General features: G+C 60.3%; 11 protein-coding genes. 2 read left to right on the forward strand and 9 right to left on the reverse strand.

All coding sequences use genetic code 11. The features are described 5' to 3' along the window. Positions 1-184: 184 nt before the first annotated feature. From ruvA to E4631_RS01730, 8 genes are all read right to left on the reverse strand, one after another. The gene (gene ruvA, locus E4631_RS01695) at positions 185-790 is read right to left on the reverse strand and encodes a Holliday junction branch migration protein RuvA (RefSeq protein ID WP_133658365.1); all 606 of its coding nucleotides are present in this window, start codon (positions 788-790) and stop codon (positions 185-187) included. Between the two features lie 438 nt (positions 791-1,228). Further along, positions 1,229-3,502 (reverse strand): NADP-dependent malic enzyme, encoded by a 2,274-nt coding sequence (locus E4631_RS01700; protein ID WP_133658366.1) that lies wholly within the window; start codon positions 3,500-3,502, stop codon positions 1,229-1,231. Between the two features lie 232 nt (positions 3,503-3,734). Beyond that, positions 3,735-5,981 carry a lytic transglycosylase domain-containing protein gene (locus E4631_RS01705; RefSeq protein WP_133658367.1) on the reverse strand — a complete coding sequence of 749 codons (2,247 nt, stop codon included), beginning with the start codon at positions 5,979-5,981 and terminating at the stop codon, positions 3,735-3,737. Positions 5,982-6,096: 115 nt separating this feature from the next. After that, a complete protein-coding gene (gene gatA, locus E4631_RS01710) occupies positions 6,097-7,533 on the reverse strand; it encodes an Asp-tRNA(Asn)/Glu-tRNA(Gln) amidotransferase subunit GatA (protein ID WP_133658368.1) in 1,437 nt (478 codons plus the stop codon). 3 nt (positions 7,534-7,536) lie between these two features. Beyond that, positions 7,537-8,040 carry a twin-arginine translocase TatA/TatE family subunit gene (tatA, locus tag E4631_RS26730; RefSeq protein ID WP_133658369.1) on the reverse strand — a complete coding sequence of 168 codons (504 nt, stop codon included), beginning with the start codon at positions 8,038-8,040 and terminating at the stop codon, positions 7,537-7,539. Between the two features lie 42 nt (positions 8,041-8,082). Then, positions 8,083-8,487, reverse strand: a complete 405-nt coding sequence (locus tag E4631_RS26890) for a twin-arginine translocase TatA/TatE family subunit (RefSeq protein ID WP_317129119.1) — start codon at positions 8,485-8,487, stop codon at positions 8,083-8,085. Positions 8,488-8,865: 378 nt separating this feature from the next. After that, positions 8,866-10,389 (reverse strand): lipopolysaccharide biosynthesis protein, encoded by a 1,524-nt coding sequence (locus tag E4631_RS01725; protein WP_133658370.1) that lies wholly within the window; start codon positions 10,387-10,389, stop codon positions 8,866-8,868. A gap of 100 nt (positions 10,390-10,489) precedes the next feature. Next, positions 10,490-11,284: an enoyl-CoA hydratase/isomerase family protein gene (locus tag E4631_RS01730; RefSeq protein WP_133658371.1), complete on the reverse strand. Its 795-nt coding sequence runs from the start codon at positions 11,282-11,284 to the stop codon at positions 10,490-10,492. Between the two features lie 271 nt (positions 11,285-11,555). On the opposite strand from E4631_RS01730, the gene mscL reads away from it, so the two are divergent. Together mscL and E4631_RS01740 are read left to right on the forward strand one after the other, a co-directional pair. Next, the gene (gene mscL / locus E4631_RS01735) at positions 11,556-11,930 is read left to right on the forward strand and encodes a large conductance mechanosensitive channel protein MscL (protein WP_133658372.1); all 375 of its coding nucleotides are present in this window, start codon (positions 11,556-11,558) and stop codon (positions 11,928-11,930) included. Positions 11,931-12,065: 135 nt separating this feature from the next. Then, positions 12,066-12,497: a hypothetical protein gene (locus E4631_RS01740; RefSeq protein ID WP_133658373.1), complete on the forward strand. Its 432-nt coding sequence runs from the start codon at positions 12,066-12,068 to the stop codon at positions 12,495-12,497. A 157-nt stretch (positions 12,498-12,654) separates the two neighbouring features. On the opposite strand, the gene infB is transcribed toward E4631_RS01740, so the two are convergent. Continuing rightward, positions 12,655-15,774 (reverse strand): translation initiation factor IF-2, encoded by a 3,120-nt coding sequence (gene infB, locus E4631_RS01745; protein ID WP_133658374.1) that lies wholly within the window; start codon positions 15,772-15,774, stop codon positions 12,655-12,657. Positions 15,775-15,830 lie beyond the last annotated feature (56 nt).

Here is a 15,830-nt window from a genome sequence, read left to right on the forward strand (position 1 = left end):
TAAGAGTGAATTCTGGTGGATTTTGGTTGCGCGCCGGTTGCTAGTGCGCGCCGTTTGTCATTGCGAGCGCAACGAAGTGGAGCGCGGCAATCTTTCCTTTACGCCAGGGTCACTAACCCCAATGAAGCGAACGACCAGGAGAGATTGCCGCGCTCCACTTCGTTGCGCTCGCAATGACAAAAGCCTAGTGCGACTTCAACGCGTACTTAATCAGTTCCTCTACGCTTAGCTCCTGGCCGTGCTTCTGCTGAATCTGGTCCAGATTCTTCTCCGCGGCGGCCCGGGCAAAGCCTAGCATTACTAGAGCCTGCAACGCCTCCTGGCGCTGCGTATTGTGCTGGCGCGCCAGCGGTACGGTATCGACGCCGGCTTTGGCCAGTAGCTCGTCCTTGCGCAGCTTGTCGCGCAGGTCGAGGATTACGCGGGCCGCCGTTTTGGGCCCTACCCCCTTAATACTCTGGATAGCCCGCACATCCTCGTTCACGATGGCCTGGCGGATTTCGCCTACCCCCATGCTGCTCACCATGTTGATGCCCGTGCCCGGCCCAATGCCCGACACCGAGATGAGGTGCAGAAACAGCGCCTTCTCACTGGGGTCCAGGAAGCCGTAGAGCGTTTGCCCATCTTCCTTCACGTGCTGGTAGGTATACACCTTCACTTTGTCATTTTCGCCGGGCAGCTTGGAATAAGTCGCCAGCGAAATCTTCACTTCGTAGCCTACCCCCCCCGTGTCGATAATAGCTTGGGTAGGGTCTTTGTAGGCGAGTTTACCGTCGAGGTAAGCAATCATAAAAACGGCGCAAGCACTAAAAATTTACTGTGGGCGGGTTTGCTTGCTACTTCAAATCTACTTCATCCCCGCTCAACTGAAAAGCCCTTTTGCTTTGCCGCACGGCCTTTTTCGGCCTCAGCGGGGCGTAGCTGCGTAAAGCCGGCACCTAACTTTTTTCATCCGGCAGCCATTTGCGCTCGCCGCCGCGCTCGTCCTTACCCTGGCTGGCGGCCCGCAGGCGGCCAACCCCTAGCTTCCTACCCCCCTGCTGCCTAGTGAAACCCCCGCCCCGCCGGCCACTACCACCAATCAAGTCGGGTAACCGGTTTCGCCCAAGCTGCGGCATAAAAAGGGAGCGGGCCGCTTGTCCTTTAAACAAGCGACCCGCTCCCTTTTTGCGTGGCTGGCGTGGCCAACAACCCCTTTTCAATCGAAGTCAGGGGGGTAAGGACCTCGCTACAGCGCCTTGCCGTCGCGCTGGGCATCGACCACCGCGATGGCGGTCATGTTCACGATGTCGCGCACGCTGGCGCCGAGCTGCAAAATGTGCACCGGCTTGCGCATACCCATCAGCACCGGCCCGATTACCTCGGCCCCGCCGATTTCCTGCATCACCTTGTAGGCGATGTTGCCCGACTCTACGTTGGGGAAAATCAGGGTGTTGGCACCTTGCTCGGCTAGCGGCGAGAAGCCGTAGTTTTCTTGCAGCAGCTGGGGGCTCAGGGCCACGTTGGCCTGCATTTCGCCGTCGAGGAGCAGGTCGGGGTAGCGGGCTTTGGCCAGCTCGGTGGCGCGGCGGGTTTTATCGGGCAGCGTGCCCACGCTGGGCGAGCCAAAGTTGGAGTAGCTGATAACGGCCACCCGCGGCTCAGTATCAAAAAAGCGCACGGCATTGGCCGTGAGGCCAATAATCTCGACCATCTCCTCGGCCGTGGGGTCGATGTTCACGGTCGTGTCGGCGAAGAAAAACGGCCCGCGCTTGTGCTGAATAATGTACATCGACGACACCCGCTTCACGCCTTCAGCCGGCCCAATTACCTGCAGCGACGGAATCAGGCTCCGGCCGTAGTCTTTGGTGAGGCCCGTGATGCAGGCGTCGGCGGCCCCGGTTTCCACCATCATAGCCGCGTAGTAGTTGCGCTCGCGCAGCAAGCGCTTGCCCTCGTAGAGGGTGATGCCCCGGCGCTGGCGCTTCTGATACAGCAGCTCGGCGTAGGCGTTGCGCTGCTCGTCATCCTTCAGAATATCCAGGATTTCACAGCCCTCCAGGTCGAGGTTATTCTCCTGGGCAATGGCCTGAATCTTGGCCAGCGGGCCCAGCAGGATAGGGTAGGCAATGCCTTCCTCGCGCACTAGCTGCGCGGCCTTGAGCACCTTGTAGTTATCGGCCTCGGCAAACACCACCCGGCGCGGGTTGGCGCGGGCTGCCGACGTGATGCGGTTCATCAGCTTCTGGTCGAGGCCCAGGCGCTGGCGCAGCTGGTCGTCGTAGGCGGCCCAGTCGGTGATGGGGAGGCGCGCTACCCCGCTCTCCATCGCCGCCCGCGCCACGGCCGGGCTGATGGCCGTGATGAGGCGCGGGTCCAGCGGCTTGGGAATGAGGTACGTGCGCCCAAAGGCCAGCGTGTTGTCGCCGTAGGCATTGTTCACCATGTCGGGCACCGGCTCCTTGCTCAGCTCAGCCAGGGCGCGCACGGCGGCCAGCTTCATCGCTTCGTTGATTTCGGTGGCTCGCACGTCCAAAGCTCCCCGGAAAATATAGGGGAAGCCCAGCACGTTGTTCACCTGGTTGGGGTGGTCTGAGCGGCCAGTGGCCATGATGAGGTCGGGCCGGGTACCCATCGCCAGCTCGTACTCAATTTCGGGGTTGGGATTGGCCAGCGCGAATACGATGGGGTCGTTGGCCATGCTCAGCAGCAGCCCGGCGGGCAGCACGTTGGCCGCCGACAGGCCCAGAAACACGTCGGCGCCTTGCAGCGCTTCGGCCAGGGTAGTAACCGGGCGCGTGGTGGCAAACTGCATCTGCATGTCGGCCAGGTTGGTGCGCGCTGGGTTGATAACGCCGTCTTTATCAAAAACTACCAGGTTCTCCTTGTTCAGGCCCAGCGCCAGGTACAGCCGGATGCACGACACGGCCGCCGCGCCCGCGCCACTCACCACCAGCTGAATATCCTCGATGCGCTTGCCCACGATTTCTAGGGCATTGAGCAGCGCTGCCGCCGTGATAATAGCCGTGCCGTGCTGGTCGTCGTGCATCAGCGGAATGTTCATCTTCTCCCGTAATTCCGTCTCGATGCGGAAGCACTCCGGCGCCTTAATATCCTCCAGGTTGATGCCGCCAAACGTGGGCTCCAGCGCCTTCACGATGCGAATAAACTCGTCGGGGTCGGTGGCGTCAATCTCAATATCGAAGCAGTCAATACCCGCAAACTTCTTGAATAACACGCCCTTACCCTCCATCACCGGCTTGCTGGCGGCGGGGCCGATGTTGCCCAGGCCCAGCACTGCCGTGCCGTTGCTAATCACGGCCACCAGGTTGCCCTTGGCGGTGTAGCGGTACACGTCGTCGGGGTTGGCCGCGATGGCCATGCACGGCTCGGCCACGCCCGGCGAGTAGGCCAGCGCCAAGTCGAGCTGGGTGCTCACAGGCTTGGTGGGCACCACTTCAATCTTGCCGTGGGGCAGCTGCTCGTGGTAGGCGAGGGCGTCTTGTTTGTTGATTTTGAGCATGGGAATGGGCAAAGGGTCTCTAGAGCGAGGCCGCAAGTTCCGGCTAAAATTCGTCTTCATCGAGTAAGCCGCGAAAAAGAACGTCATTCCGAGCTTGCCGGGGAATCTCGCTCGGGCCGTTGAACGACGCCTGCAAGATTTCCCGGCAAGCCCGGAATGACGTTCTTTTTCGCAGTCTCTTTCGTGATAAAGTATGAATAAAGCTCGTCCGCTACCTTGGCCAGCCCTCGCCCTACCCCACCTGCACTACCAGCTTCTGGCCTAGCTTCACATCATCCGATTTCAGGTGATTGAGCCGGCGCAGCTCCTGCACGCTCACCTTAAAGCGCCGCGAAATATTGTAGAGCGTGTCGCCCGGCTGCACAGTGTGGGTGCTGAAATTGGGCTCGGGCCGCGCTTCGCGCGCCGGGCGGGGGGTAGAGCGCACGGCTACCGCATCGGGCACCGGCCCGCCAAAGCGTAGCTTCTGGCCCGCTGCCACCGTTTCGGTCGAAAGCTGGTTCCAGGCCTGCACCTGGGCCACCGTTGCGCCGTGGGTGCGGGCCAGCTTGGTCAGGTTGTCGCCGGCGCGCACCGTGTACACCTCCATCGCTGGGGTAGGGGGTAGGCTGGGGGCCTTGGCCCCGGCTGCTTCCTCCGTCGTTTCGCGCGGGCCATTGGTAGCCAATGCTTTAGCATGACGATGCCGAACAGGGGTAGCGGCCACGCTATCGGTTTCGGCTACTTGCTCAGGCGCAGCATCTGCGGTTTCGGTACGGGTGGCCAGGGCTGCCGCTTGCTGCTGGGCTTTCTCCGTAGCGGCCGCCTTCACCAGTGCCGCTGCCCGGAAAATGGCCTGCCGCTGCTGTGCCGCTATGCGGGCAGCCTGCTGTTTCTGCACGCGTAGCAGCTCCTGTACTTGCGCGGCTTCGCGCTGGGCAGTGGCCTGAGCCTCACGGGCGTAGCGCAGGTTAGCCGCTGCCAAGGCCTGAGTGGCGCTATCAGCCGCCGCCGCGTGGCGCTGAACCAGCACTGGCAGTGCCGTTGCGGCCACTACCGGCGCTATCGGTGCGGCGGCGGGGGGTAGGGCCACTAATACCACCAGCTCGCGGCCGGTTTTGAGAGCCGTCATGTGCTTGGGCAGCTCATTCCAGCGGCGCACCTGGGCCGGGCTCACGTCAAATTTTTCGGCTATGCTGGCCACCGTCTGGCCCCGGCGCACGGTATAGTGCACGCGGCGGTAGCGTGGGGCCCGCTCCGCACTTTCGACCCGGGGGCCGCTGGTAGCAGCCAGCTCATTGCGCGTAGACCACGGCGCTACCCCTCCCAGCTGGGCCAAGTGGGGCGGCAAGGGCTGCGGCAAGTCAGCCAGCGGCTGGCAGTAGGCCAGCAGCGTGGCGCGGTCCACATCGCCCAGGTGCTCGCGGGCCGCCACGGGATAGCGCAGCACGTAGGGCCGATAGCCGGCGGGCAGGCTGCCGTGGCGCACCTCTGGGTTGTAACGGTTCATGGCCAGCGAGTCGGTGTAGCCCAGAGCGCGGCTCAGGCGGCGCAGGTCCAGGGCCTGGCCGCGCACCCCCAGCGTGTCGAGCGGCTCGTAGGCCTGGTAGCGCAGGTTGGGGTCGTTGAGGCTGTGCTCGGGCGCATACTTCATGGCATACATGATGGCCGTGAAGGTGGGCACGTAGTTGCGCGTTTCGGCGGGCAGGTGGGGGTAGAGGTCCCAAAAGCTCTTCTTGCCCGTTTTGCGCATCACGCGGCGCATGTTGCCCGCGCCCCAGTTGTAGGCAGCCAGCACCAGTTCCCAGTCGTGAAACTCGCCGTAGAGGTAACGCAGGTGCTTGCAGGCGGCCTCAGTCGCCTTGTCGGGGTGCATGCGCTCATCCACCCATTCGTCGCGCTTCAGGCGCAGGTCACTGGCCGTGGGCGGCATAAACTGCCACAAGCCCACCGCACCCACCGGCGACTTAGCCGTAGGTATCAGCGCCGATTCTACCACTGACAGGTACTTCAACTCAATCGGCAAGTTGTACTGCGTCAGGTATTTCTCAAAAATTGGAAAGTAAAACTGCTCGCGCTCCAGCACCCGCTGTGTGTAGCCGCGCTGCCGCTCCGTAAACAGCCGCACGTAGGCCAGCACCGCCGCGTTGAACTGGTGCGGCGCGGCGGTTTCGATGCAACCCATGCGGTCGCCCACCATTTCGTAGAGCGTGGCGGGCGTTTGCAGCCACACCAGGCGGGCTGAGTCTACGGCCGGTTCCGTTAGCGGCTCCACGGCCAGCGAGTCGATAGTGGCGGCGGGCAGCTCCACTACCTGGCGCACCGTGTCGGCCATGGCCGGCGCGAGGGGGGTAGGGGCCGGCGCCTCGTGCTTGTGCCGGGCCCGCTGCGCTACTGCCGGGGCCGCGCCCAGCACCAGGGCCAGCAGCAACAGCCGCCGCGCCAAACGCGGCTTACGCGAACTAGCGGCAGGCGCGGGCAGTTGGTGCAAAGCTTTCATCGGGCTAAGGTAAATGACAATTACTGAACTACCTAACCAAAACGAGGCGCGAACAAATACGGCCAAACGGCCGCGTTCGTTCGCGCCTCGCGCTTTGCTAAAGGGGCTGGCTAACCTAGTTGTCTTCCTCCGCCACCATCAGCGTATTGGCAAAAGCCAGTAAATCAGCCTCGCGGAATGCGCCGCTCAGTATCTGCACGCCAATGGGCATACCATCATTATCGACTCCCGCCGGTATCGAGATAGCGGGCACTCCGGCCAGTGAAGCTTGCACCGTAAAAATATCGGCCAAGTACATCGACACCGGGTCTTGCTTCTCGCCAATCTTAAACGCGGTGGTGGGGGTAGTGGGCAGCACCAGGAAATCGTACTGCCGCAGCAACTCGTCGGTCTTCTCCTTAATTAGCCGGCGCACGCGCTGCGCTTTGGTATAGTACGCGTCGTAGTAGCTGGCGCTCAGTACAAAGGTGCCCAGCATGATACGCCGCTGCACTTCGGGACCAAAACCCTGGGCCCGCGTCTTTTTGTAGAGCGATTCCAGGTCCGTCACGTCGGGCGCCCGGAAACCATACTTCACCCCATCAAAACGCGACAGGTTGGAGCTAGCCTCGGCCGTAGTCAGGATGTAATAGGTCGGAATCATCTCCTCCAGCAGCGGAAAATCCACGGCTTCTACCACGTGGCCGTGGCCGCGTAGGGTAGTGAGGGTTTGCTCCAGTGCTTCGTGCACTTCGGGCTGCAAGCCCGGCCGGTCAATCGCATTGGCCACGTAGCCAATGCGATACTGCGTAGCCGACGCCAGCAGCGCGGTGTATAGCGGCACGGGCTCCTGGCTAGCGGTGCTGTCGTACTCATCTGCGCCGGCCATTACTTCGAGCAGGCGCGCGGCATCCTCAATCGAATGCGTTACCGGCCCAATCTGGTCAAATGACGAGGCAAAGGCCACCAGCCCGTAGCGCGAAATGCGCGAGTAGGTAGGCTTTAGCCCAATTACGCCGCAAAAAGCCGCCGGCTGTCGCACCGAGCCACCCGTGTCGGAGCCAATGGAAGCCAGGCACATATCGGCCTGCACCGCCACCGCCGACCCGCCGCTGGAGCCGCCCGGCACCCGGCTGGGGTCCTGCGCATTGCGCACTGGGCCAAAGGCAGAATTCTCGTTCGAGCCGCCCATGGCAAACTCGTCGCAGTTTTGCCGACCGATAAAAATGGCGTCCTCCGCCAGCAGGCGCTGCACGGCGGTGCCGGTAAAGAGCGACTTAAAGCCGTCCAGAATGCGGCTGCTGCTTTGCAGCGAATGGCCTTGGTAGGCCAGCACGTCCTTGAGGCCGATAACCATGCCGGCCAGCTTTCCGGCCGTGCCCTGGGCTAGCTTTTCGTCAACGGCAATAGCCTGCTGACGAGCTTCATCGGCCCACACTTCTAAAAAAACATTCAGCTCAGCATTGCGCTGCGCGATGTTATCGAGGTAATACTCAACGAGCTGGCGGCAGGACGTAGTGCCCGCCGCCAGCTCGCGCTGAATTTCCGAAAGGGAAGAAAACAGAGGTTTCAAATCTTAGGCGTCGGTTGATGGCTGGTCGAGGCGGGGCCGCGTACCCGGCACGCCATCCGTAGTGGTCGGGATGGGAGTGCTCTGGTGATGGGTAGGCTGGCTTGCCGTCGGCAAATCTACGGCACCCGGTGCGGTATAGTCAGCTACCGGGGCCACATAGTCGCCCGACATGGGGGCAGGGGGCACCTGCGACGGCTGGTAATGCGCCTGCTGCTGGTCGTAGCCCTGGTTGGGCTGGTTGTAAGCCTGGTTAGGATTATAGCCCTGGTTAGGGTTGTAGCCCGGATTCTGGTTGTACTGCTGGTTAGGATTCTGGTTCGGCTGGCCAGCACGCTCAAACTCGTTGCGAATCTCACTGCTCGCATCCTTAAATTCCCGAATGCCTTTACCAAGGCCACGGGCCAACTCAGGGATTTTATTGGCGCCAAAGAAAATCAGGATGACGACCATAATCAGAATCAGCTCGGAGCCGCCGATGTCGCCTAAGAAAAGCAGGGGAGAATTCATAATTGAAAGAAATAAAAGCGAGGAATAGAAACTGTTAGCTAATTAGCTAGCGGGCGTATTGTTCGGGTTGTAAGGCTGGTTGGGATTCTGCGGAGCCTGGGATACCTGGCCCTGGGCGGGCGGCCCGTACGGCTGCGGCTGCTGGGGGTAGCCACCCTGGTTGTTGAAGGGTGGCTGCTGCTGGGCGTAGCCGTTGGGGTTTTGGTTAGGCTGCTGCGGGTAGCCGTTGGGGTTGTAGCCGGGTTGCTGGTTGTAGTTTGGGTTGATGGGCTGCTCGGGGTTGCTGGCGTCTTTAAACTCGCGCACACCTTGGCCTACCCCCTTAAAAAGCTCCGGAATCCGCTTGGCCCCGAAAAACAACACCAAGACAAAAATGATGAATATGATGGTCCGGGGGTTTCCTAGGAACAGAAAAAGCGTGGTAAGTAGCATGAGCAGGCCGGCCATAAAAGCCGTATAAGGTGTGAAAACGAAGATACGTAAAAGCCGAGGCTTTGGACGGCAAAGGTACCGGATAACGCGGAAAGCGACTCGGGCCAGCCCAGCGCAGTGCATAAGGTATGAACACTGAAAATCAGATTTAGCTCCCATTTGCGGAGATAGTAACTCTGAAGGTCAGCTAGGTTATGTAAAAATTAAGAGAGCATAATAGGCAATTCGCCGAAAACAAGTAGGAGATAACCTCTTGCTGATGCACCTTTGTAGTGGTTAGCAGCCTTAACCGAAGCAACGCTGCATTAGTAGCCTGCCAAGGTATAGGAAGTTGGCTAAGTTTGTTTTCATAGCTCAGAAAGGCATCGAACGTTGTTCGATGCTTTTTTTTGGCTATGCGCGCCGTATGCCGCGCCGTACTTCTACGCCATATACCGCTGCCGCGAAAAGCAGGGGTAGGGCCAGCCCCAGGGCGTAGCCAGCAACGCTACCCGCCGGCAACCCCCGCACCGTGGCCTGGCCCAGCACCACCAAGGCCACTGCCACCAGCAGCCACGCCAGCAGGCGCCCTACCGGGTAGGGCACCGGAAAGTGCCGCTCGCCCAGCCACCAGCATAGCGCCGCCATCATAAAATAGCAGGCCAGCGTGGCCCAGGCGCTACCCATATAGCCCATCACCGGGATGAGCGCAATGTTCAGGGCAATGGTGAGGACCGCGCCCGCCGCCCCGATGTAGGTGCCGAAATACGTTTTATCCGTGAGCTTGAACCACACCGATAGGTTGTAATACACGCCCAAAAACAAGTTGGCCAGCAGCAGGATGGGCACTACCCCCAAGCCGGTCAGGTACTCGGGCCGCCGCAAAAAAAGCGGCCCTACCCAACTCAGGTTCAGGCTGATGCCAACAAAAATAAACGCGCAGCACAGCGTAAACCACTTGAGCACCAGCGCAAAGGTGGCCGGCGAGTTCTTCTCGGTGCTCTGGGCAAAGAAAAAAGGCTCGGCGGCGTAGCGAAACGCCTGAATTATCAGCGACATGAAGATGCTGAGCTTGTAGCAAGCCCCGTACACGCCCACCGCGCCCAGCCGGCTGACGCCGGGGTAGAAGCCCTCGGGCAGGTAAGTGGGCAGCAGGATGCGGTCGAGCGTTTCGTTGACCATGCCGGCCAGGCCCATCAGCATCAGGGGTAAAGCATAGGCCAGCAGCGGGCGCAAAAAGCCCAGCTGCGGCCAGCGAAAGCGAAAGTCGAGCAGCTCGTGAGCCAGCAGCAGCAGCGTCAGCGCCGACGCCGCCAAGTTGCTCAAAAACACGTACCCCACCCCCAGGTTGGGGTTGTAAACGGCCTGCACCAGTGGCCGTAGGCTCGCCAGCATGCCAGCGGGCGCGCTCCGCAGCACGGCCGGGCACAGCACTACGAAAAACAGGTTCAGCCCTACGTATAATAGAATGTTGGTGAGGCGAATAGCGGCGAATCTGCGCGCCTTGTTTTCCAGGCGCAGGCGGGCAAACGGCAGCGCCGCCACCGCGTCGAGCCCTAGTATCAACGCTACCCAAATGGCGTATTCGTAGTGGCCCGGCGGCAGCCGCAGCAGCGCCAGCAGCGGCCGGGCCAGCAGCGCCAGCAGCACCGTGAGGACTACGCTGCTCAGCAGCAGCAGGCTCAGGGTGCGGCTATACAGCTCGCGGCGGTCCTCACCGGGCCGGTTAGCAAAGCGAAAAAACGTCGTTTCGAGCCCATAAGTAAATACTACGTTCAGAAACGAAACGTAGGCATACAGCCCGGTCACGATTCCGTACTCAGCCGCCGCAAAATGGGCCGTGTAGATAGGAACCAGCAAATAGCTGAGCACCCGCCCCACAATACTGCTAACCCCGTAGATGGCCGTTTGCGAGGCCAGCTTTTTGGCAATACTCATCTGGTTGAATTATGAATTAAAAATTATAAACTATGAATTGCTAATCAGGCAGTTATTATAAAATGCCAGAAATCGATTCATAATTTTTAATTCATAACTTTCAATTCCCTTTGAATACCGCCGGGCGTTTCTCCAAAAATGCCGCGGTACCTTCTTTAAAATCAGCCGTGCCGAAGGCCGTGCCAAAGGCCTTGGCCTCAGCCGTGTAGCCCGCATCGCCGCCTTCAGTAAAGTAGGTGTTCACGCAGGCAATCGTGAGCCCCACGGCTACGGGCGCTTTGTTCAAAATTTTGAGTAGCAGGTTTTTGCAAAAGTCGAGCAGCTCGGCCTGCGGCACTACGTGATTAGCCAAGCCCAGGCGCAGGGCTTCGTCGGCTTTTACCTGGTCGGCCGTGAGCAGCAGCTCCAGTGCTTTGCCTTTGCCCACCAGCTGCACCAGGCGCTGCGTGCCGCCGTAGCCGGGCAGTAGGCCCAGGTTCACTTCGGGCTGGCCAAAGCGGGCATTTTCCGATGCTACCCGCAGGTGGCAGGCCATGGCCAGCTCGCAGCCGCCGCCCAGCGCAAAGCCGTTGACGGCCGCTACGACAGGCTTAGGGCTCGTTTCATAGCGCTGAAATACGGCCTGGCCCCGCGCCGAGGCTTCTTGCGCGCCCGGTCCGCTCAACGCCGCCAGCTCGGCAATATCGGCCCCGGCCACAAAAGCCTTTTCGCCGCTGCCAGTGAGCAGAATGCCGCGCACGGCATTATCGGCCCGCGCCTGCTCAATAGCCTCGCCCAGCTCGCCAATCGTGGCCGCGTTGAGGGCGTTGAGCTTGGTCGGGCGGTTCACGGTGATGGTCAGAATGCCGGTGGCAGCATCCAGGTCATACAGCAGGTTGTCGAAAGAAGCAGTCATCTACAGTCAGCGAAAAAAACGGGGGTAGGGAAAGTATGGCCCAAAGGTACGTTCCTGCGCCAGGCGACGAGTTCAACTACTCAACAAGCAGATTTAGAGGGGAAAAACGGGCGTTGGGCTAAATCTTGCAAAATTAACCTCGTATCATACAAAACTTTGTGATTATCAATCACATCGACTTACTTGCGTTGTCATTGGTAAGCAAAGGCTTATCGGTAATAAGCGTTGGTTGTCTAGCTATTTCTTCTCACCCTTTTTCCCTTTTGCTTGTATGGGTTTTGTTTCCGAATTCAAAGAGTTCATTTCCAAAGGCAATGTGCTTGACCTGGCCGTCGGTGTCATCATTGGCGCAGCTTTCGGCAAAATCGTAACATCGTTGACCGACGACATTATCATGCCCATCGTGGGGATGGCCCTTGGTCATGTTGATTTCTCCAACATCGTAGCGGGGCCTATGAAAGTTGGCCTGTTTATCAACGCTGTTATCAACTTCCTCATCATCGCAGTTATTATCTTCTTCATCGTGAAGGGAGCTAACAGCATAAAGAAGAAGCCCGAGCCTGTTGTTGTAGTGCAAGAGCCAGTTGCTTCAAAAGAAGAGGTGCTGCTGACGCAAATCCGCGACGCTCTACGTAGCCGCGCTTAGGCTGCGGCGCTGCGGGCAAGCAGCGCTTACTACTCACTGCCCGGCTCGGAAATTATTTTGGGCCGGGCAGTGTATTTTGCTCGTTACTTAGTCTACTACCCACTCATCCCTCTCGCCTCAATTAGTATTTCTCGCGTGAATAAGCTTGTTGCTGCCGTGCTTCTGGCCGGCTCGGCCTCTCTGCTGGCTTTGCCGGCGGCGCAGGCTCAAACCGCCGCCCCCGACTTTCCGACTGCTGGCCGCCCGGCCCGGCCGGCGCCTACCCCCTCGGGTAACGCCGACCGCGCCCGCCGCCAGCAGCAGATGAACCCCGAAGATGCCGCCCGCGACCAGCAGCTACAAGTGCTGGAGGCGCGCACCGGCAATACCAGCCTGGGTGCTGAGCGCGGTGGCCCCTACCGGCAGCTCGATAAAAGTGGGGGCTCCTTCACGGTGCGCAAGTTTCGGGCGTTGCGTGGGCAGGAGCAGGAGCGCGGCGTATCGCGCCGGGTACCAATGGGCGCGCGCACCACGGGTAAGCCGCTAGTGCACGACCACGGCCGGAAAAAGAAATTCCTCTTCTTCTAAATCGCGGATTACGCGGATTTTAACGGATTTCACGGATTTTGTGGACGATTGAAGAAGGCTGCCTGCGGGCAGCCTTCTTTTTTTGGCGAGGCCTAACACAAAAAAACGGCTCCCAACCTACGTCGGGAGCCGTCTACAAAATCCGCGTAATTCGTGATTATAGTTTGCGCTTGATTTCCTGCTCTTCGAAGCCCTCAATGTTGTCGCCCTCTTGCAGGTCGTTGAAGTTCTTAACGGAGATACCGCACTCGTAACCCTGGCGTACTTCCGAAACGTCGTCCTTGAAGCGCTTGAGGTCTTGAATCTCGCCCGTGTACTGCACAATGCCGTTGCGTACCACGCGCACGCGGGTTTTGCGGGTGAACGAGCCGTCAGTCACCATACAGCCGGCAATAGTACCAACCTTGGTAATGTTGAATACCTGGCGAACTTCGGCGTTAGCCACCACAATTTCGTGCACCGTGGGGGCCAGCATGCCCTCCATAGCGTCTTTCACTTCGTTGATGGCGTTGTAGATAATCGAGTACAGGCGCACGTCAATCTGCTCCTGCTCGGCCAAGCGCCGGGCACTCTGCGAAGGACGAACCTGGAAGCCGATGATGATAGCATCGGAAGCTGAGGCCAGCAACACGTCGCTCTCCGAGATGGCACCTACGCCCTTGCTCAGGATATTTACCTTCACTTCGGGGGTAGAGAGCTTCAGCAGCGAGTCTGAGAGTGCTTCTACCGAGCCGTCCACGTCACCTTTTACCAAGATATTCAACTCCTTAAACGAGCCGATAGCCAGGCGGCGACCAATCTCGTCAAGGGTGATGTGCTTCTTGGTACGAATGGTTTGCTCACGCGCCAGTTGCTGGCGCTGAGTGGCCAGCTCGCGGGCTTCGCGCTCCGTTTCCATTACCTGGATGCGGTCGCCGGCCTGCGGGGCACCCGTCAGGCCCAGCACCTGCACAGGAGTAGCAGGGCCAGCTACTTTCTTTTTCTTGCCACGGTAGTCGGTCATGGCTTTTACACGGCCGTAGTGCGGGCCAGCCAATACGATATCGCCTACATTGAGCGTGCCGGTTTGCACCAGTACAGTAGTTACGTAGCCACGGCCTTTGTCCAGCTCAGCTTCGATAACCGTACCTACCGCGTTGCGGTCGGGGTTGGCTTTGAGGTCGAGCAATTCGGCTTCGAGCAGGACCTTTTCCAGCAAATCGTCCACGCCGATACCCGACTTGGCCGACACTTCCTGGCTCTGATACTTGCCACCCCACTCTTCCACCAAGATGTTCATCTGCGAAAGCTCTTCGCGGATTTTCTCGGGGTTGGCTGTAGGCTTATCCACCTTGTTAAGGGCAATGATAATCGGTACGCCCGCCGCCTGGGCGTGGTTGATAGCTTCCCGGGTCTGGGGCATCACCGAGTCGTCGGCCGCAATCACGATGATGGCGATGTCCGTTACCTTGGCACCACGGGCACGCATGGCCGTAAAGGCTTCGTGGCCAGGTGTATCGAGGAACGTAATGGGATTGCCTGACTTGGTTTTTACCTCGTAAGCACCAATGTGCTGCGTAATACCACCGGCTTCACCCTTGGCCACACTCGCTTCGCGGATGTAGTCAAGCAGCGACGTTTTGCCGTGGTCAACGTGGCCCATGATAGTCACGATGGGGGCACGGGGCTGCAAGTCTTCGGGCGCATCGCTCATGTCGATGGGCTCTTCGTCTTCTTCCGCCGACAGGAATTCTACGTCGTAGCCAAACTCGTCGGCAATCACCGTAATGGCTTCGGCATCGAGGCGCTGGTTAATGGAGACGAACATCCCCATGCCCAGGCAGACCTTAATAACCTCGTTCACGTTCACGTCCATCAGCGACGCGAGGTCGTTGGCTGAAATGAACTCAGTGAGCTTGAGGGTCTTGGCATCTAGCTCGTTCTGGGCACGCAAGGCTTCGCGCTCTTCGGCAGCCATGCCCCGCTTGTCGCGGCGATACTTGGCGCGGTTGGCAGCAGCATTGGTCTTGCCTCCGCTCAGCTTGGCCAGCGTAGCCTTAATTTGCTCCTGAATCTGCTTGTCGTTCTGCTCGGGCGTAAGCGGTACCTGGGGGGTAGCAGGGCGGTTATTGCTCTGACCCGGACGGTTGCCACCGGGACCCGGACGGTTGCCGCCTTGGCCAGGACCACTTGGGCGGTTGCCGCCAGGGCCGCCACTGGGGCGATTACCTTGGTAGCCACCGCCTTGGCCGGTGCCGGTACCCGTAGCGTTGCCGCCACCGGGCTGCCCAGGAGCGGGTAGGCGCGTGCGCTTCTTGGCATTATTGGTGCCCACGCCACTCTTACGCACGTCGGACGACGCCACGGGACGCGGCCCACGGCCACCAGGGCCACGACGGCTGGAGTCAACCGGCAGCTGAATCTTGCCTAGAACCGTGAGGCCTTTTAGCTGGTCAGCCTTGGCCGTAATGGTACCTTCCTCGGCCGCTGGGGCCTCTGGGGCTACCGGTGTTGCCGCAGCTACTGGAGCTGCCGGGGCAACGGGTACCGGGGCGCTAGGAGCAACATCCGGAGCCGCTGCTGGTGTACTAGGCGCAGGTGTCGGCGTAGCAGCCGGAGCACTCGCAACGGGTGCTGGTGCGCTAGGAGCAGGTGTCGGCTTATCTTCAACCACTGGGGTTGCAGCTACCGGTGCCGCCGGAGCTGCTGCAACCGGGGCAGGCTGGGGAGCCGGGGCTGGCGTCGGGGCCGCGGCTGCCGGAGCTGGCGCTGCTGGGCGGGCCGGGATAACGCGTCCTTTGCTATCCAAGTTGATTTTGCCGAGCACCTTAAGGCCAGGAGCCTTGGGAGCTTCGGACGAGATGACGGGTTGAGCGGCGACTTGGGGGGTAGGGGCCACTGGAGCCGGAGCCGCGGCTACCGGAGCAGGCGTCGCCACCGGAGCCGGGGCGGGCGCCACTGCTACCGGAGCAGCAACTGGGGTAGGGGTAGGCGCAGGGACAGGCTTGGCCACCGGCGCAGGCGCCGCTACGGGAGCCGGCTTGGCTGCGGCAGCCTGCGCCTGGGCGTTCAGTTCGCTTTGGCGACGAGCCTGGGTGTGGCGCTCGGCCTCCTGCTTGTCCTGGGCCGAAGCCGCAAATTCTTTTTCCAACAGGCCTACCTGCTCACCGGTGAGCTTGGTCGTGGGCTTGTTCTCAATCGCAATCCCTTTGCGGGAAAGGGCCTCGACGGCCCGGTCGATGCCAATGTTCAGGTCTTTGGCTGCCTGTAAAAGCCGTTTCGGGGTTGCTTCCGCCATTCTAATAAGTCGCGAACGAATACGTTCAGGGTGCAAAGGTAAAGATTAAATCTGGC

The sequence above is a fragment of the Hymenobacter sp. UV11 genome (assembly GCF_004684095.1).
GTDB lineage: Bacteria > Bacteroidota > Bacteroidia > Cytophagales > Hymenobacteraceae > Hymenobacter.